The sequence below is a fragment of the Faecalibacter sp. genome, assembly GCF_057177045.1.
In genome coordinates, this window is record NZ_CM169987.1 from 187,956 (window position 1) to 205,171 (window position 17,216).

The window sequence follows — 17,216 nt, forward strand, 5'->3', positions numbered from 1 at the left end:
ATGAGATTATATAATATATTACTTTTTTTAATGTTTATTGTTTTTTTTATAAACTGTAAAAGTGATTTGTATCCTACTAAAGAAAATATTTCTGTCAATAGTTATAAGGAATGGTTAATAGATACTTTATCTATATTAAAACAAGAAGATAATATTAAAAACAATCGAACATATTCTATTGATAAAGATTCGTTATCTTTAACGATTAAGACTACACTAGATACTTTTATAGATGATAAAACTAATGTAGATAATTCTAAAGAATTAAAATATGCTATTTCTCTACTCAAAAGAAATCATATTATGCCTAAAAAAAGATTTAGATTAATTACTATAACTCAATGTTATTATAGTTTTCCATATCAAAACATTGGAATTTTATATGATTTTCAGATAGATGTAGACGAATTTTATGTGATAACAGATGAGTCTAAAAAGGAATATAAGTTTATGAAGGGTAATTTAACAGATAGTATTTCTATTTCTTCACTTTCCAATAATAAAAGTTTATAACAAACATCCCCGCTCCCGAACGATTGTATCGTGTGGCAAGTAACAATAAATCAATCCTAAAAAAAATTAGGGTTTGTTATTTTATAGTTGTAAATTTTTAAAAATAAAATGTGCAGGTTATAAACCCCGATGACGCGGATTTGTAATCCGTGACTGATAATACATAAAAAAGACCAACTCAATCGAGTTGGTCTTTTGTTTTATAAAATAGATCATATTTTCATTTTAGCGATAAAAGCGTTAATAACGGAGAAGATATTTTTTGCTAAGCAATAAAAGAATAAACGTAAAAATATTACGTTAATAAAACGAAGCGGTTCTTTTGACAACGTGTATCAATTTAATGATTATGGAACGCTAATTTTAAGAAAATTAGCGTGAACATAGCAAACGTAGTTTTGTATTGGATGCAGAAACTGGTCTATACTATTATGGTGCTCGTTTCTATGATCCTAGGATTTCGGTTTGGTTGAGTGTGGATCCGTTGGCGGAGAAGACGATGGATCCGTATGGATATGTTTACAACAACCCAATTCGTTACACTGACCCGACGGGGATGATGGCGGATGATATAATTTATTTAAATGCTGATGGAAGTATAAATAGAGTTGTAGATAATAAAAAAGCACATATAACTATTATAGATGATCAAGGAAATAAAAGTAGTTTGTCTAGTTATGATTTAGGTCCACATAAAAGTTGGTTTTCTAATAATAATAAGAATAGAGCAATAGTAGCTAATGTAAGTGCCTTTTATGCAAATAAATTGGGTATAAAAGCAACTATTGGTGTAGAAGTGAAATCAAGTGAAGAAAGTTTAGCTTATTATAGGCCAAAAGATAATACGATATATATATCTCACGGAAAAAATGGAAAAGCTTCTCACTTTTTTGATAACAAATATAATTTAATGAATGCTATAGTACATGAGAATAAACATAAAAGTGATTATAATAAACAAATACGTATGGATTTATTGAATCATGTAGATGTGTATTTACATCATATGGGGGATAAAACATTTTCTAATACTTCTGAAGAATTTAAATTAGCTGTAATAACTAGTGCTGCTCAACATATGATTCAAGCTTCAGAATCTACAAATGATTATAATACTTTGAAAAATCTGGTGAATAGATTTAATGAATTGAAAACAGGCTATACTATGAAAGAAAATGTTATAGGAAGAACGACTATTACGATAATTGATCCCAAAGGAGAAAAAAGAGTGACAGATAGAGGTAAAAAAGACTTAAAATAATGAGAATAATTATATTTTTCTTTGCTTTAATTTTATCAGGATGTATTAAAAATAGTCCTTTAAGAAAGCAATTAATAACAAATGAAGATGAATATTGGGTAATAATAGATAATCGTTTTAAACAATCTACTGAAAAATATGGTTATCGAATCGATAAGAAAGGTGAATATACTTATTATCGTATATTAACTGATGAAAGGAAAAAGATAGCCTATAGATTTGGTAATGCAAGTAGGGGTAAATGGAATGTACAAGATAATGACAGTGTAATAAATCTTCCATGGGAATCTAAAATAAAATTTATTAATGATAGTATTATGGTTCTTGAGTCAATTGATGTAAAACGATTAGATAAATTTGTTAAGAAGAAATATATTGGTTTTGAAGTAGATAATACAGAGCCTCAAAGTTTTCTTTAAATTAAAATTTTTCAATTGAAATTTATTCCTTATAATAAAGAGAAATAATAAATCAAATAGATATATTAATTTGTTTATGAGGGAAGTATTAGTTAAAAACTAAACCCCGCCAAGCTTTTGCTTTGCGGGGTTGGTTTTATAAGTGTAAGTTTTTCTAGTTGTTTTAAAATGCTTTGTATTTTTTTTGGCGAAAAAAACATCAATAACGGAGAAGATTGTTGTTGCTTTCCTGAGCTATAAAAGAATAAACGTAAAAATATTACGTTAATAAATAAGCGGTTCTTTTGACAACGTGTATCAATTTAATGATTATGGAACGCTAATTTTAAGAAAATTAGCGTGAACATAGCAAACGCAGTTTTGAATTAGATCCAGAAACTGGTCTATACTATTATGGTGCTCGTTTCTATGATCCTAGAATTTCGTTTTGGTTGAGTGTGGATCCGTTGATGGAGGAAACGATGACACCTTATCAGTATGCTTATCAAAATCCAGTAAAATTTATTGATCCGGATGGACGATTTCCGGTATTTACACATTATTTAATGACATATAGAGCACTTAAAGCATTGGGATATAGTGAAAGAGTATCAAATCGAATAGCTCACTATGCTTCAACTTTTGCAGATCATCCAAATAAAACTTTTATGAGAATTAATAAATCATTGGCAGTAGCAAAAGGATTTAATCCTTCTAGACTATCATATGATGTTAATAAATATGGAAGTTATGATGCTACTAAAAATTCTCAATCAGATAAATATGTTGTATCAGTATCTATTCATGCTATGAGAACCTATTGGGAAGGTATTTCAGAACAAGAAGCAGTAAATAGAGCTTTGTATGGAGGAGTTTATACTGAAAAAAATGGTGATCAAGTCAGAATTTTAGGAGCATATGAAGTTGTGGACATGTTAAAAGGAAAAAGTATCGAAAAACTTTCTAGGAAAGAAGAGCAAATGTTGGGACTTGCTCTTCATACTATACAGGATGCTGAAATTCATAAAGGAGGAAGATGGGTTGATGAACATAAAGAAGAAGCTAAACAATTAGGACATAGTTCTGATCATCCAGATTTTTATGAGTCAATGCAACCGATTATGAATCAACCAGAAGCAAATAGTGCTCAGAAAAAAAACAACAGAAGTAATTAAAACTATATCTAATGATAAAAAGTAAACTAATTATTCTAATACTATTTTTTGTTTTCTTTAATGTAGGTTGTCAAAAAAAAGCTTATTATTATTCAAATATTGAAAATGAATATTATGTAAGTACTAAAGAGTTTATATTAGAAATTCAAATGTTTCCCTCGTATAGTACCGAAGAAAATTCGATAGAGATAAATATAAATGGTTTAGAGAAAAATATTCAAAAAAACATACATTTTGAATTATATAAAAGTAAAACAAAAGAAAAATTGGAATCAGTAATAGAAGAATCACCTTATATGAATAAAGTATCTACATATAAAATTTCAAAAAAATATTTAGGCGATTTAGATTTGTTTATTAATTATAAAGAAGATTCCTTAGGTGTTATAATTAATAAACGTGATTCTATTAAAGAATTAGAATTAAAAACCAAGAGATGGTTTACATTTTCTAGTCATTAATGTATATTTTTCATAATACAAACTAAACACCAAATCCACTCAATGAGTGGATTTGGTGTTTTAAGAATACAAAACAGCTCGTTGATGACAATGGATATATCAGTAACTATTGGTACGATGCATCAGGAGAAAGAACGATCAAAATGACAGGAGGAAGTGAATAATAATCCTGTTATGTTAATTGACCCTACTGGGATGGAAGCAGAAGGATGGGGAATAAAAAATTTAGAAGATGGGAGAATATCATATACATACGATCCAAATTTAACAAATGATAATTATATAAGTAAAGGATATAATGGCTACGTTGATAATTATTATATATTAAGCGCAGATATATATGATGAACCTGATGGTCGTTATTCATATTATTTAGCCTCTAATGGAACTGTAAATGGAAAATATCATGGGGGAAATGCTATTGAAACTACAGGTGGTAGTATAATAAATTCCTATATACCTTGGTATAGAACTATTCATTCAGGTAGAGTTGATCCAATGGGAGGTCCTGGAGATATATTCGGTTTGGGACAATTCTTTTTTACGATGTTAGACTCTGAAGTTCCTGGAGCTTCTTTAGCCATGACCCCTTTGTTATTAACAAAGGGTATGACATCTAAAGCTCCAAATCAATATTCTGTTGCTTATGAAATGAAATTAGCAGATAATTTATATCCTAATGGTTCTTATAGAAATCATTTTAAAGCTGCTAATAAATCATTAGCTGATGCAATGGATAATAGTGCAGAATTTTCATCTATGATGACTCAACTAGGAATAGCTAAACCAAGTATAGGCCCAAGAGGTGGTATTTCTCCAAAATCACCATCAAATTGGGTATGGCATCATGATGTAACATCTGGTATTATGCAATTAGTTCCTAAATCACAACATACACCTGGAAGTATTTTTTGGAAAGTGTTACATCCAAATGGTGTTGGTGGAATGAATATCTGGAATAAGTAATATTTTAAAATAAAATAAAAATGATATTAAAAGAATTTATACCAATTATTAAAGATTTAGAAAATTTATTGAAGTTTTTTAATCAAAATTTACCAAATGTAGATTTAGAATATATAGAAATTTATATGAAAGACGAAATTTCAGCGGAATCTGAATTATATTTTTTTGATTGTGATGAAATCCCTGAAAAAATTGAAATAGAAATAAATAATCAAAAATATATTAATTTATTTCCATTATATATGCTCCAAGATGTTGTTGAAGAGTTTTTATTAGAATTGCCTAAATTAAATAATGAAGAACTAGTTAATAAAATTATAAATTATAGGCTATATGATGCTTAATATATAAATTAAAAAAGTTTTCATAATTACATAAGTAAGTAATTATGTCAATTTAAACAATATATTTACTATTACAACAACGAAAGAATTAAATCGAATTTAAACAAAATGAGCCCGATTGAATATCGAACTCATTTTTTATAATAATTAATTTTTGTGTCAAAACTTTTGGGTGCAGTCTAAATTTGTAGGGTTTGTTTTTTGATATAATAAGGTATATTTAGTAAGAGCTAATTAATTAACCCGATGACGCGGATTTGTAAACCGTGACTGACAATACATAAAAAAGACCAACTCGATTGAGTTGGTCTTATTGTTTTATAAAATAGCTTGTATTTTTCTTTTAGCAATAAACGCATCAATAACGTAGTATATTGACACTAATATTTTATTTTACACTCACTCCCAAATACTCTCCCAACTCTTCCCAAGTAATCACTTGATGGGGTTGCTTGTTGTAATGTTTTTTGATTTGGTGATAAATGCGAAGTGATTGTCTATAACTTTATAAAATTAAGGGAATAAAAAAAGCCTCGAAGTAGAAACTTAAATCGAACCTCATCTCGTATTCTTTTATATCAAGGTGATTGATGAATCTTATTTTGCGATGGCATCTGTTTGGACACCATACTTTATGAATGAACATTTTAATTGTGTTACACAAGTTACGAAATCTATCGTTTTTATATTGATTTACTTAGCTAAAATTTGGAGAGGTTAGTACGATAAAATTGTTAAGTAAATTGAAATCCTCAAAATTTATCTGTAACAATTGTAACAATCCAATCGAGGATATTAGATGAAATTTGTTCTATCAAAATACAAAAGAAATTATGATGAAAATAGAACAAATATATACAGGATGCTTAGCACAAGGCGCTTATTACATTGAAAGTCATGGTGAAGCGGTAATTATAGATCCACTTCGTGAAACTCAACCATACATCGATCGTTTAGAAAAAGATAATGTGACTTTGAAATATATTTTCGAAACACACTTTCATGCTGACTTTGTGAGTGGACATTTAGACTTAAGTCAAAAAACGAATGCCCCTATCGTTTATGGTCCTACAGCAAAACCTGAATTTGATGCGATCATAGCAAAAGATAATCAAATCTTTGAAATCGGAAACGTAAAAATCAAAGTCTTACACACCCCAGGTCATACCTTAGAGAGTACAACGTATTTATTAATTGACGAAAAGGGAAAAGAAACTGCAATTTTCAGTGGTGATACTTTATTTTTAGGAGATGTGGGACGTCCTGACTTGGCTCAGAAAGCAGCAAACATGACGCAAGAAGATTTAGCAGGTCTATTGTATGATAGTTTATATACGAAAATACTTCCTCTAGCCGATGATATTACAGTTTATCCAGCGCATGGTGCAGGATCTGCTTGTGGTAAAAACATGATGAAAGAAACGGTTGATACCTTAGGGAATCAAAAGAAGATAAACTATGCCTTGAACCAACCTTCTAAAGAAGCATTTATTGAAGCTGTTACTGATGGTTTATTACCACCACCTGCTTATTTCGGAATGAATGTAGCGATGAATAAGAAAGGATATGAAAGTTTCGACAATGTATTATCTCATGGGATGAAAGCTTTAAATGCAGAAGCATTTGAGCATTTGGCAGAACAAAGTGGAGCTTTAATTTTAGATACACGTTCGAATAGTGATTTCGCAAAAGGATTTATCCCACAGTCGGTGAATATTGGTTTAAAAGGCGATTTTGCACCTTGGGTAGGCGCTATGATTGTGGATGTCAATCAACCTATTTTATTAGTTACCGATTTAGGTGAAGGGGAAGAAGCTGTTACTCGTTTGAGTCGTGTAGGATTTGATCATGTTTTAGGACATTTAGCGGGAGGTTTCCAAGCATGGGTGAATGCTGGAAAAGAAATTGATACTGTAAATCGTATTCCAGCGACACAATTTGCAGAAGAAATCGAAGGTAAAGAAGTCACAGTAATCGATGTTCGTAAAGAATCGGAGTATGCTGCAGAACATGTCTACGATGCGTATAGCAAACCATTAGCGTACATCAACGAATGGATAAATACGATTGATCCAAGTCAGCATTTTTATATTCATTGTGCAGGAGGATATCGAAGTATGATTGCTGCAAGTATCTTACAAGCGAGAGGTTACCGAAACTTCACAGAAATAGAAGGTGGATTTGGTGCAATAGCACAAACAGCTGTTCCGAAAACAGATTTTGTATGTCAAAGTAAAGTTTTAAAATAATCATGTTTCAAAAAATAATCAATATGTTATTAGGATATAATAAAGAAGAATTAGTTGCTTCTATAAAAAATAATGCATTTTTAGTCGATGTGCGTACTCCTGAAGAATTTGCAGAAGGTCATGTCGTAGGTTCTACCAATATCCCTTTAGACCAGGTGGAAAATCAATTAGAAAAATTAAAAAATCACGCAGAAATTGTTGTATTCTGTAGAAGTGGCAATAGAAGTGGACAAGCAAAAGTGATCTTAGAAAACAATGGTTTTACCCATGTCTTAAATGGTGGTACATGGCAAAATGTTAATGAAGTAAAAGCCGCGGTTCAACCGTAAAATAGATTTTGAAATATTCCATTAAAAACATTAGCGAAAATTAGAAAAGATATTCCTGTTATTATTCATTGTCAAGGTAATGCAGGTAGTGCTATAGCCTACTCCAACTTAGAAAAATTAGGTTATACCAATATCCTAAATTACAGAGAAAATATTAACGATTGGAAAGCGAAAAACTTACCTTTAGAAAAATAGAAAAGCAAGTGTTTAAATTTACATTTAAACGCTTTTTTTAAAAATACTTCGTAACAAGAGTTACATCCTATGAACAGAAGTCGAAGTACCTTTGTTCGTAAATCAAAGAAAAAATGATGATTGATCGAATAAGGCAAGAAAAACTAATACTTATCGATTTTTACACTTCAACTTGTAGTATTTGCACTGTTTTGGATATTTCATTGGAGGAAGTGAAAAAAGGATTTGGTGATCAACTAGATGTGGTAAAAATTAATGTGGATGAAGATAAAATCAATACCATCCATTTTGATGCCACTTATCAAATTATGGGTGTACCTACGTTAATGTTATTTCAAAACAATCAATTGATTTGGAAACATCATGGGGTTTTATTCCCTGAAGATTTAATGAATGAACTTAGAAAATATATAAACTAATGGAAATTATATTTCAACCATGGCCATGGTATATTGGTGGACCATTAATAGCAATAATTATGTTATTGTTAATTTATTTAGGAAAAAGTTTTGGATTCTCTTCCAACTTTAGAACGATATGTGCAGCAATGGGTGCTGGAAAATCGTGTGATTTTTTTGCCTTTAATTGGAAAGCACAAAAATGGAATCTTTTATTTCTGGTAGGCGCTGTTTTGGGTGGATTTATTGCAGCACATTTATTATCCGATCATCAAATCCCTGCGATTTCAGAACAAACGATTCAGCAATTGAATGAATTAGGTTTTGCTAGTGCTGGTAAAGCCTATTCTCCGACAGAAATTTTTGAAAATCTAACAGCAAAAAATATTGGATTATTAATTGTTGGTGGATTATTGGTTGGGTTTGGAACACGTTATGCTGGTGGATGTACATCTGGACATGCAATTTCAGGATTAAGTGACTTACAGATTTCATCATTAATCGCTGTCATCGGATTTTTTATTGGTGGTTTAATTATGACTCACCTTTTATTCCCTTTAATTTTTTAGAACGATGAGAAGTATAATTTATATCCTTTTAGGAGCAATTTTCGGAATTACTATGTATAAAGCTGAAACAGCTTCTTGGTTCAGAATTTATGAAATGTTTAATTTTCAATCTTTCCATATGTATGGATTTATTGGTTCTGCATTAGTCGTAGGTTTAATCGGAACACAATTATTGAAAAAAAATAAAGCAAACGATATTGATGGAAAACCTATTGTCATTTCACCTAAAACAAAATCCATCCCACGTTATTTAATTGGTGGTACTTTATTTGGATTAGGTTGGGCTTTAGTTGGTGCTTGTCCAGGGCCAATCTTTGTATTGGTAGGTGCAGGAGTTTTCCCTATGTTAATTGTTATTGCTAGTGCAATTTTAGGAACGTTTTTATATGGTGTATTAAGAGATAAGTTACCTCATTAATCCCGATAAAATATATTATAATTGGTTAATTTTAAAACGGTTGTTCGCGTGCGAATAACCGTTTTTCTTTATTAGTTACTTCTGTAACAAATGTAACAATCCAACTCAAAAAATAGACGGAAATTTGAAGTATAAAATCAGATAAAATGTCAACAACTATAGGTTATATCATTACTATTTTTGTAGGAATAACATTAGGATTAATGGGAAGTGGAGGTTCAATTTTAACAGTACCTAATTTAGTTTATCTTTTTGAACTTAATCCTTTACAAGCCACTTCATACTCATTGTTTATCATAGGTATTACTTCGATAATAGGAAGTTATCCTAAGATTAAAAATAAATTAGTGAATTATCGTATTGCTATTATTTTCGGAATACCTTCCATGTTTTCCATGTTTGCTACAAGACGCTTTTTGATGCCACAACTTCCGGCTCAATTTCAAATCCCATTTGTCGGAGTTGTTGAAAAAGATTTGTTGTTGATGATTGCATTTGCTGTGGTAATGATTTTAGCAGCCTATAGTATGATAACAAACAAGCAAGAAGATTGTATTGATTGTGGGAAAAAGATGGAGAAGAATACTAAATTATTGGTGATTCAAGGTGTTATAATAGGAATGATTTCAGGAATATTTGGTGCTGGAGGTGGATTTTTAATTATCCCAGGTTTAGTAGTTTTAGCCAAAGTACCAATGAAAAATGCTGTTGCCACGTCGTTATTTTTAGTCGCTATTAATTCATTTGTAGGTTTCGGAAGTGATTATCAACAATTTTCGTCATTCAATTGGAATCTATTGGGCATTTTAACGGGATTATCTGTCATAGGAATTATCATTGGGAATTATCTTTCAAAATTCATATCTTCGACTCAATTAAAACCAATTTTTGGTTATTTTATCTTAGTAATCGCGGGTTTAATCTTAATACAAGAACTTATCTATTAAGTGATTGAACATGAAAAATACATCAACATTTCTTTTCTTACCATCTATCCAAAAGTATATTTGGATGCTGTTGGTGTGTTTTTCACTTTCATCTTGTACCGTAAAAGATGCGCTATTTGATCAGTTGGGTTTAACGGTAGAAAAACCATTAAATAAATCTAAGACCGTTTCATCTTGTCAATTTACGCCATTACAAGAAAAACAACAATCAGCAGTAGAAATCCAAAAAAAATCTACATTTGAATTTTATTCATCTTTCGATTTCACTTCTACTTCAACACAAGTTTTTAAATCCATACCTTTAGGAGGAGTAAAAAATAATAGTCCTCCGTTTTACATTCTTTATCAGCGCCTTAAGATTTATGTAGTTGCTTAATATTTTCGAGATCAAAAAATATTAACAACTATAAAAACAAGCAATATGAAAAATTTAAATCAGCATTATCAATCGGCTGGTTTGTTCACGCTAGCGATACGATTAGTGATCGGCTGGACTTATTTTTCGGCATTTTGGCGCCGATTAATTTTAGACAATAAATTAATCCCTAACGAAGCAGGTTATATCGGGGAGAAATTCAATCATTTTTTACCCCATGCTTTAGGTATAAAACCATTGATTGAGCATCTGGTATTGCATCCCGATCAATTGCAATTTGCAATGGTTTCTTTTACCATCGTGGAAGCTATCGTTGGACTATTCATTATACTCGGCCTTTTTACCCGTTTAATGAGTATTGGAATTTTCGGATTAGCGATGGGAATTTTATTGGGTTCGGGATGGATCGGTACTACTTGTTTAGACGAATGGCAAATTGGTGTTCTTGGAATCGCTTCAGGATTTGCGTTATTTCTATCAGGAAGTGGTTATTATTCATTGGATCACTATTTCTTGAATAAAAATCCACAACTCATGGATTCAAAAATATTCAAATGGTTATGCTCAGGTTATTTACCTGAAATATTTACCAAAAGAGTCGTATTAGTTGGAGCATTATTTATTTTTGGATTAACACTTTACACCAATCAATATTTTCACGGAGGCGTTTATGGTACATTACACAACAAATCTGTAAAGCCCAAGCTAGAACTATCTAATGTTGTCCTAACGTCTACTACGGTGACGTTTGAAGTTTATCGAACTGAAGGTGCTGATGTTTATGGTTCGTTTTTGATTGGCATACAATTGTTGGATGCAAAAAATAAAATCATCGAAGAACTAAAAGGAGAAGATTTGGCTCAGTTTCCATTAAAAAATATCCATAACCATTATGTGTCTAAAATTAAACCAGGAAAACATAGCATAATCATTCCATTAGGTGCGAAAGCCGACCTTACAGTGAATTCGAATAAGGCGAAATTGGTCAAAACAATCCGTTTAATCGATATCAGTGGTATCGAATGGGAACATCAAATCAATCAATCAAATGAATAAAATTGTGAAAATCTTAAAAAATAATACATCAAATCTAATTTTTGTATCCCTTGCATTGATCTTACTATTTTCAACTGATGCAAAAGCTTTTCTTCAACAAGGTTTAATGAAAATGGGGCTTTTTCAACCTGATTTAGAAACAGTAGAAATTCCACCAACGAATAAAAATTACCTAAATTTTCAGCTGATCAATGATCAAGGTGAAGTTATTTCGTTAGCAGATTTAAAAGGAAAAGTCGTATTCTTAAATTTTTGGGCGACGTGGTGTCCGCCTTGTATTGCAGAAATGCCATCTATTCAGGTGTTACACGACAAATTTAAAGCCGATGATGATGTGATGATTTTAACTTTAGAAGTAGAAGGCAAAAAAGAGAAAGCGCATCAATTTATGCAGCGTAAAAAATTGAATTTGCCCGTCTATTATCCGCATTCTGCAATTCCTTCAGAATTGTTTAAAGGCAGTCTACCCACAACGATTATCTTGGATAAAGAAGGAAATATAGCGCATACCACTTTTGGTATGGCCGATTATTCAGGGCAAGACATTGTTGATTTTTTAAATGAAATCAAGGCAATGCATTAACTCGAATGATTATAAATTAAGCCAGAAATACCATATGTTCTGGCTTTCTAATATCAATCATTTTTTACTCTATTTTCAAAATTTATTTTTGCTCAAAATTTAATTTCTTGATTCGTCAATTCTTCTATATCTTATTGTTTTTAGCCGTGATGGTACGCAGCGCGTTTACACCATTAACGTTGCTATTTTATACACTAGACAAAGAAGTTTTTGTGGAATATTTATGTGTGAATACAGCTCATCCAGAATTGCATTGTGAAGGAAAATGTCAATTAAAGAAAATAGGTGATTTTTATGCTCACGAACATCACGAACAAGAAACCAAAATTGTTTATTTCCATATCTTTTGGATTGTAGATGACATTGCAGCAATATCATTGAATCATCCCTTTTCTTTCGTGCAGTATTCCCAATATTTTTACCAAGAATTCTATACTTCAACTTCTCTACCACTTGATTTTAAACCACCCATTGTGTGATGTTTTAACATTATGCAATTCAAAAATTTAAAATCAAATATCAATGAAAAAAATATATCTTAGTTTTTTTTGTTGCACTTCGCTATTGGCTAAAGCGCAACAGAATGACAGTATCTCTACATCTATAAATTTAGAAGAAGTTTCTATTTTTACTCATAAAAATTCATCTCATACTTTAGATCATCCCATCATTACAGCGGATGAAATTTTTTCTAAACAGCAAGAAATTCATTTAATCAAACGTAGTCAATATGCGATTGATCCCAACTTTAGAGCCAATCAATACGAACAATTAAATGTACAATTGGATGGTGGAATAAAAGCGATGAATGCTTGTCCGAATCGTATGGATCCAATTACTACCCATTTATCATTAAATCAAATCCAAGAAGTGGAATTGATTAAAGGGCCATATTCGATGCGATTTGGACCAGTTTCAGGCGGAATAATTAATTTAATTTCTCATCGATCAAAGTCAGAAAATGGTTGGAATGGTGAATTAGCGACTGGTTTACAAAGCAATGGTTTAGGGAATACGACGCATGCGCGCTTAGGTTATACCCATAATCGTTGGGATTTTCAAGGTGGTTATAATTATCAAACATTTGATCATTATAAAGATGGTCAAGGAACAACGATACCAAGTAGTTATCGTTCACAAGATTATTTTACGAAAATTGGATTAAGTACTAAAAATTTAAGTCGATATGAAATCGGTTTTCAGCAACAATTTGGACGCGATATCGCTCATCCAACTTTGCCAATGGATACGAGTTTTGATGATACTTCGATTATTCATTTTATAGGTAAAACAATTATAAAAGATTCGAAATTACAAGAGATTCAATCGCGTGCCTATGCCAGTTTTGTAGAGCATCAAATGCATAATTTAAATCGTCCAAATGCAAAAATGATGCAAGTGATTACCGATGTCGAAAGTCAAACAATAGGTGGTAAAATTGAAGGAATATGGCAAATGAATCAATTGCAATTATACACTGGTTTCGATTGGTTTTATTTAGCCAGAAATGGACAAAAAGAAACTCGAAATGTGATGAATACACAAATAAGCTATAACGATATTTGGCAAAAAAGTATAAACACTAATTTAGGACTTTTTATACAAGGAAATTATCGTTTAAATGCAAAACATCAATTTGATTTTGGAGCACGAATTGATCGAAATCAATTAGAAATTCAGCATCCATCCAATTTATTTCTACATTATTATAAAAACCTAAAACCAAACGATTATTTAGTTAGTGGAACGATTGGTTATCAATATTTGATACAACCTCAACAAGTATTAAATTTTAAAGTTGGACGAGGTGTTCGAACAGGTGATATGATTGAACGTACAATAAATTTACACCCTGTTGGGATGGATGGAGCCAACTATTTAGGAAATCCAGATTTATTGCCAGAAATTAACTATCAAATGGATTTAAATTATAAAAATACATTTGCAATAAATTCCATTTGGTTGGATTATTTTTCATTTGAAGTAAATGGTTTTCAATCCTTTTTAAAAAATTATATTGTTGCAAAATCAACTCAAATTATTCAAAATCAACAAACCACTTCGGTAAAGCAATTTGTCAATATAGATCATGCTTATAAATTTGGATTTGATTTCAATTGGAATTTAACATTCAATACGCATTGGTCTTTAAACGGCTCGATGAATGCAATTTATACAAAAAATAAAGATTGGAATGAAGCAATTGCCTTAACACCTCCATTCGAAAATCGAATCAATTTAATCTATCGCAACCAATGGATGAATGCAAGTTTAGAACATCAATACGTCGATCGTCAACAATGTATCGCTACTTCTTTTGGTGAAAAAACATCCACCAGTTATCATTTAATCAATTTTAATTCGAGCTTTCAAATTGCAAAGCCGATAATTGTTGTGTTTAAGATTGATAATGTATTAAATCGCTATTATCAATCTCATTTAAACTTTAATTATAAAAACCAAGCGGATTTGCCTATAATGCAAAGAATGTCTAATCCGGGAAGAAATTTTAAACTATTGATCCGTTATTCATTTTAAGCAATAAAGGCAATCTTAATAGGTTGCCTTTATTCGTTTTATAACAATTAAATGTGATATTTCTGTGTGTGTATTATTAATAAAATATTCTTAACAACAACCAGAATTTGGCGTACAGCAAGAAGATTTTTCTTCTTTTACTCTAAACTTTTTTTCGATTGCTACAGGATTTCCGCAAGCCTCTTTAGTCAAACTAATTGTTTTATTTTGAAAATAGATTGATTTCCAACAAAATCGAAATCATATTTCCTAATTGTTGAAGACTGATATTCTAATTCAATTTCAAATTTTTGAGCAATAGGCCAAACTTTATGTAACAAAAATTGTACATAATTCTTTAAAGGTAAATGTAGAGTTCTTAATTGATATTCCTACTGATTCTGTTGATTTCAGACTATTCAAAACTTCTACAATAGATCATTATTATTCCATTGATTTGTCCTATGTTTTTGTTGTACATTATCGTTTCGGAATTGTTGGTGAATTTATTTTAAGTAAAGAAAATAACGAGTGGTTTTCAACACAACATAGAGGTTATATACCAAATGAAAAATTAGTTTTTTCAATGTTTAAAAAAGGTGATTTATTATAAATTAATATATAAGATGTAACTCTGAACTTGTCGAAGAATCTAATATGATGCGAAGCTGAAACGGGTTCAGCTTCACAAAGAATAAGTCATCCTGAACTCGTTTCAGGATCTCATTTAATTAAACATTAAAAAAGGCAAACCAACGGTTTGCCTTTTTCTATATTTATATAAATTTTAGTTTATTTCAAACCTAAAACCTCTAATCCTTGTTTGAATTTAATGTCGACCGGAACGTTGTATGCATTGATTTTATCTAAATCGTTTTGTAAATCCGCACCAATTTTTCCTTTGGTTGCCATTAAAGATTTTACGCCTTCGTAATCTCCGTTTCCTTGTAACGTTAAGATTAATCCAGAAAGGCCGTTCATGGCTTGTTCCATTTTCGCGACATTGACTTTGTAACGTCCATTGGCAGTCTTTTCAAAGGCACCTTTCTCCGCAAAGTAATTGAAACAAATCATATTCGCTTGTCCGTGTGCTGAACTTGCGCCAAAACGAACTGAACGTAAAATTCCAGCTAAGAACGTCACAAAATAATCTTCTTGTGTTCCTTCTAATTCGCCTTTCTTCAACAATTGGTTCACCATGTATAAGCCTAAAATATCCGCTTTTCCTTCTTCTAAAGCTGATTGCGTTTCTTTTAACGCTTCACGAACTGAACCTTTTCCGTTGATGGTATTTTTAATACCTAATCCGTGTGCTACTTCGTGGAACATGACATTCGAGAAAAATGCATCAAACTTGATGTTCTTTTGTTGGGATTCATCAATCATAACATTGGCAATTGGTACTAAGATTTGATCAAATTTCGCTTGCATGGCATTTTTTAATTGTAATCGACGTGTTCCTTTTTCCAATTGTACGCGTTCATCATTCGGTAAGTTGATCGCAATTGTTTTTCCACCGGCATTACAATCTCCCGCGTAATAAATCACATCATAGGCATTTAAATCTGAATCTGTACCTGGTTTTTCCGTTTTGTATTGGGCATCAACCGGTAAATTTTGTTGTAATTCGGGTAAATACTGAACGAATTTTGCCAATTTATTTGACCATTCGACATCTTTTACCAACACATAAGAAGAATATGACGCTTTGTACCCAAACAATTGATCTTCGTACGTTTCAATTGGTCCAATGACGATGTCTAAATTTGAATTTTTCATATCCATCCACGCTAAATCACTTGGATAGAAATCATCATTCAATAAAGCAGCTGCGCGCAATTGTAAATATTTTTTCAAACCTGCATCTTCTGCTAGTTCAGAAGCTTTCACCAAATAACCGGCTGCATTTTGCAATTGATTTTTGTAATTCACGTGATAAGGAATCGTATATAATTTCCCCTCACGATTACGTTTTACTAACGTATAATTCGATTTTCCATCCGCCAAGTTCGCAGCTTCAAATTCTTCAGCCGTCATATCGTGTGGATAGAACATAGCACCTGCTGGTTTCGGTCCAACGCCTGGTAAAAAAGGTTTGTCATTATCCAAACGATCCCAAGGTCCGTAATTGATTTTGACATAATCCAATTCTGCTCCTTTTACCGCATCGGTAATATCGATTTTAGCTCCATAAGTTTGTTGCCAAAATAAATCATCCATAATATCAGCGGCTTTGATCATTAATTTAACGACTTCTTTTTCGTTGGCTGATAAATGCGATAAATCGGTTGTTAATGTATATTCAGAGTAATATTGCGGTTTAAATTCGTTTGCAGTTGTTTCCACTTTCGTAGCATTTGATTCCGTTTTTTGAGTTGCACAAGACGCTAATAAACTGGTTAAGGCGATTGAACTCAATACGATTGTTTTTTTCATTACAATAAGGTTTTCGTCTTGTAAA

The 17,216-nt window shown here is 31.2% G+C and carries 21 protein-coding genes and 1 pseudogene; 21 read left to right on the forward strand and 1 reads right to left on the reverse strand.

Annotated elements, in window-relative coordinates; translation table 11 throughout:
* From AC1QSP_RS00825 to AC1QSP_RS00925, 21 genes and pseudogenes are all read left to right on the forward strand, one after another.
* On the forward strand, positions 1-513 hold the full coding sequence (locus AC1QSP_RS00825) for a hypothetical protein (protein ID WP_484079353.1): 513 nt from the start codon (positions 1-3) through the stop codon (positions 511-513).
* Between the two features lie 403 nt (positions 514-916).
* Positions 917-1,774, forward strand: coding sequence for an RHS repeat-associated core domain-containing protein (locus AC1QSP_RS00830; protein WP_484079354.1), 858 nt, complete (start codon positions 917-919; stop codon positions 1,772-1,774).
* On the forward strand, positions 1,774-2,193 hold the full coding sequence (locus AC1QSP_RS00835) for a hypothetical protein (protein WP_484079355.1): 420 nt from the start codon (positions 1,774-1,776) through the stop codon (positions 2,191-2,193). The genes AC1QSP_RS00830 and AC1QSP_RS00835 overlap by 1 nt, the downstream gene beginning before the upstream one ends.
* Before the next feature lie 374 nt (positions 2,194-2,567).
* Positions 2,568-2,699: pseudogene (locus AC1QSP_RS00840) on the forward strand (RHS repeat-associated core domain-containing protein); the annotation flags it as partial.
* Between the two features lie 39 nt (positions 2,700-2,738).
* Positions 2,739-3,347 (forward strand): hypothetical protein, encoded by a 609-nt coding sequence (locus AC1QSP_RS00845; protein WP_484079356.1) that lies wholly within the window; start codon positions 2,739-2,741, stop codon positions 3,345-3,347.
* Between the two features lie 11 nt (positions 3,348-3,358).
* Positions 3,359-3,808 carry a hypothetical protein gene (locus AC1QSP_RS00850; RefSeq protein WP_484079357.1) on the forward strand — a complete coding sequence of 150 codons (450 nt, stop codon included), beginning with the start codon at positions 3,359-3,361 and terminating at the stop codon, positions 3,806-3,808.
* Positions 3,809-3,964: 156 nt separating this feature from the next.
* Positions 3,965-4,774, forward strand: coding sequence for an HNH endonuclease (locus AC1QSP_RS00855; RefSeq protein WP_484079358.1), 810 nt, complete (start codon positions 3,965-3,967; stop codon positions 4,772-4,774).
* A gap of 20 nt (positions 4,775-4,794) precedes the next feature.
* Positions 4,795-5,118, forward strand: a complete 324-nt coding sequence (locus tag AC1QSP_RS00860; protein WP_484079359.1) for a hypothetical protein — start codon at positions 4,795-4,797, stop codon at positions 5,116-5,118.
* 63 nt (positions 5,119-5,181) lie between these two features.
* Complete coding sequence (locus AC1QSP_RS00865) at positions 5,182-5,262, forward strand: IS3 family transposase (protein ID WP_484080372.1); 81 nt, start codon at positions 5,182-5,184, stop codon at positions 5,260-5,262.
* A gap of 692 nt (positions 5,263-5,954) precedes the next feature.
* On the forward strand, positions 5,955-7,367 hold the full coding sequence (locus AC1QSP_RS00870) for an MBL fold metallo-hydrolase (RefSeq protein WP_484080373.1): 1,413 nt from the start codon (positions 5,955-5,957) through the stop codon (positions 7,365-7,367).
* 2 nt (positions 7,368-7,369) lie between these two features.
* Positions 7,370-7,696 (forward strand): rhodanese-like domain-containing protein, encoded by a 327-nt coding sequence (locus tag AC1QSP_RS00875; RefSeq protein ID WP_484079360.1) that lies wholly within the window; start codon positions 7,370-7,372, stop codon positions 7,694-7,696.
* A gap of 39 nt (positions 7,697-7,735) precedes the next feature.
* Entirely contained in the window at positions 7,736-7,891 is a 156-nt protein-coding gene (locus tag AC1QSP_RS00880) for a rhodanese-like domain-containing protein (protein WP_484080374.1), read from the forward strand.
* 113 nt (positions 7,892-8,004) lie between these two features.
* Positions 8,005-8,310 carry a thioredoxin family protein gene (locus tag AC1QSP_RS00885; protein WP_484079361.1) on the forward strand — a complete coding sequence of 102 codons (306 nt, stop codon included), beginning with the start codon at positions 8,005-8,007 and terminating at the stop codon, positions 8,308-8,310.
* Positions 8,310-8,858, forward strand: a complete 549-nt coding sequence (locus AC1QSP_RS00890) for a YeeE/YedE thiosulfate transporter family protein (RefSeq protein WP_177706645.1) — start codon at positions 8,310-8,312, stop codon at positions 8,856-8,858. Before AC1QSP_RS00885 ends, AC1QSP_RS00890 begins: the two co-directional genes overlap by 1 nt.
* 4 nt (positions 8,859-8,862) lie before the next feature.
* On the forward strand, positions 8,863-9,276 hold the full coding sequence (locus tag AC1QSP_RS00895) for a YeeE/YedE family protein (RefSeq protein ID WP_484079362.1): 414 nt from the start codon (positions 8,863-8,865) through the stop codon (positions 9,274-9,276).
* Positions 9,277-9,422: 146 nt separating this feature from the next.
* Entirely contained in the window at positions 9,423-10,223 is an 801-nt protein-coding gene (locus AC1QSP_RS00900) for a sulfite exporter TauE/SafE family protein (protein WP_484079363.1), read from the forward strand.
* Positions 10,224-10,233: 10 nt separating this feature from the next.
* On the forward strand, positions 10,234-10,599 hold the full coding sequence (locus AC1QSP_RS00905; RefSeq protein WP_484079364.1) for a hypothetical protein: 366 nt from the start codon (positions 10,234-10,236) through the stop codon (positions 10,597-10,599).
* 45 nt (positions 10,600-10,644) lie between these two features.
* Complete coding sequence (locus AC1QSP_RS00910; protein WP_484079365.1) at positions 10,645-11,655, forward strand: TQO small subunit DoxD; 1,011 nt, start codon at positions 10,645-10,647, stop codon at positions 11,653-11,655.
* The gene (locus tag AC1QSP_RS00915) at positions 11,648-12,238 is read left to right on the forward strand and encodes a redoxin domain-containing protein (RefSeq protein WP_484079366.1); all 591 of its coding nucleotides are present in this window, start codon (positions 11,648-11,650) and stop codon (positions 12,236-12,238) included. The genes AC1QSP_RS00910 and AC1QSP_RS00915 overlap by 8 nt, the downstream gene beginning before the upstream one ends.
* A gap of 107 nt (positions 12,239-12,345) precedes the next feature.
* On the forward strand, positions 12,346-12,717 hold the full coding sequence (locus AC1QSP_RS00920; protein WP_484079367.1) for a hypothetical protein: 372 nt from the start codon (positions 12,346-12,348) through the stop codon (positions 12,715-12,717).
* A gap of 43 nt (positions 12,718-12,760) precedes the next feature.
* The gene (locus tag AC1QSP_RS00925; protein ID WP_484079368.1) at positions 12,761-14,776 is read left to right on the forward strand and encodes a TonB-dependent receptor domain-containing protein; all 2,016 of its coding nucleotides are present in this window, start codon (positions 12,761-12,763) and stop codon (positions 14,774-14,776) included.
* Between the two features lie 771 nt (positions 14,777-15,547).
* On the opposite strand, the gene AC1QSP_RS00930 is transcribed toward AC1QSP_RS00925, so the two are convergent.
* Complete coding sequence (locus tag AC1QSP_RS00930) at positions 15,548-17,191, reverse strand: dipeptidyl-peptidase 3 family protein (protein WP_484079369.1); 1,644 nt, start codon at positions 17,189-17,191, stop codon at positions 15,548-15,550.
* Between the last annotated feature and the right edge of the window lie 25 nt (positions 17,192-17,216).

Excerpts from the sequence above, each read along its gene's own strand:
- AC1QSP_RS00825 (WP_484079353.1), top strand. The coding sequence starts at position 1 with ATGAGATTATATAATATATTACTTTTTTTAATGTTTATTGTTTTTTTT.
- AC1QSP_RS00835 (WP_484079355.1), top strand. The coding sequence starts at position 1,774 with ATGAGAATAATTATATTTTTCTTTGCTTTAATTTTATCAGGATGTATT.
- AC1QSP_RS00845 (WP_484079356.1), top strand. The coding sequence starts at position 2,739 with ATGACATATAGAGCACTTAAAGCATTGGGATATAGTGAAAGAGTATCA.
- AC1QSP_RS00850 (WP_484079357.1), top strand. The coding sequence starts at position 3,359 with ATGATAAAAAGTAAACTAATTATTCTAATACTATTTTTTGTTTTCTTT.
- AC1QSP_RS00860 (WP_484079359.1), top strand. The coding sequence starts at position 4,795 with ATGATATTAAAAGAATTTATACCAATTATTAAAGATTTAGAAAATTTA.
- AC1QSP_RS00870 (WP_484080373.1), top strand. The coding sequence starts at position 5,955 with ATGAAAATAGAACAAATATATACAGGATGCTTAGCACAAGGCGCTTAT.
- AC1QSP_RS00875 (WP_484079360.1), top strand. The coding sequence starts at position 7,370 with ATGTTTCAAAAAATAATCAATATGTTATTAGGATATAATAAAGAAGAA.
- AC1QSP_RS00885 (WP_484079361.1), top strand. The coding sequence starts at position 8,005 with ATGATGATTGATCGAATAAGGCAAGAAAAACTAATACTTATCGATTTT.
- AC1QSP_RS00890 (WP_177706645.1), top strand. The coding sequence starts at position 8,310 with ATGGAAATTATATTTCAACCATGGCCATGGTATATTGGTGGACCATTA.
- AC1QSP_RS00895 (WP_484079362.1), top strand. The coding sequence starts at position 8,863 with ATGAGAAGTATAATTTATATCCTTTTAGGAGCAATTTTCGGAATTACT.
- AC1QSP_RS00900 (WP_484079363.1), top strand. The coding sequence starts at position 9,423 with ATGTCAACAACTATAGGTTATATCATTACTATTTTTGTAGGAATAACA.
- AC1QSP_RS00905 (WP_484079364.1), top strand. The coding sequence starts at position 10,234 with ATGAAAAATACATCAACATTTCTTTTCTTACCATCTATCCAAAAGTAT.
- AC1QSP_RS00910 (WP_484079365.1), top strand. The coding sequence starts at position 10,645 with ATGAAAAATTTAAATCAGCATTATCAATCGGCTGGTTTGTTCACGCTA.
- AC1QSP_RS00915 (WP_484079366.1), top strand. The coding sequence starts at position 11,648 with ATGAATAAAATTGTGAAAATCTTAAAAAATAATACATCAAATCTAATT.
- AC1QSP_RS00925 (WP_484079368.1), top strand. The coding sequence starts at position 12,761 with ATGAAAAAAATATATCTTAGTTTTTTTTGTTGCACTTCGCTATTGGCT.
- AC1QSP_RS00930 (WP_484079369.1), bottom strand. The coding sequence starts at position 17,191 with ATGAAAAAAACAATCGTATTGAGTTCAATCGCCTTAACCAGTTTATTA.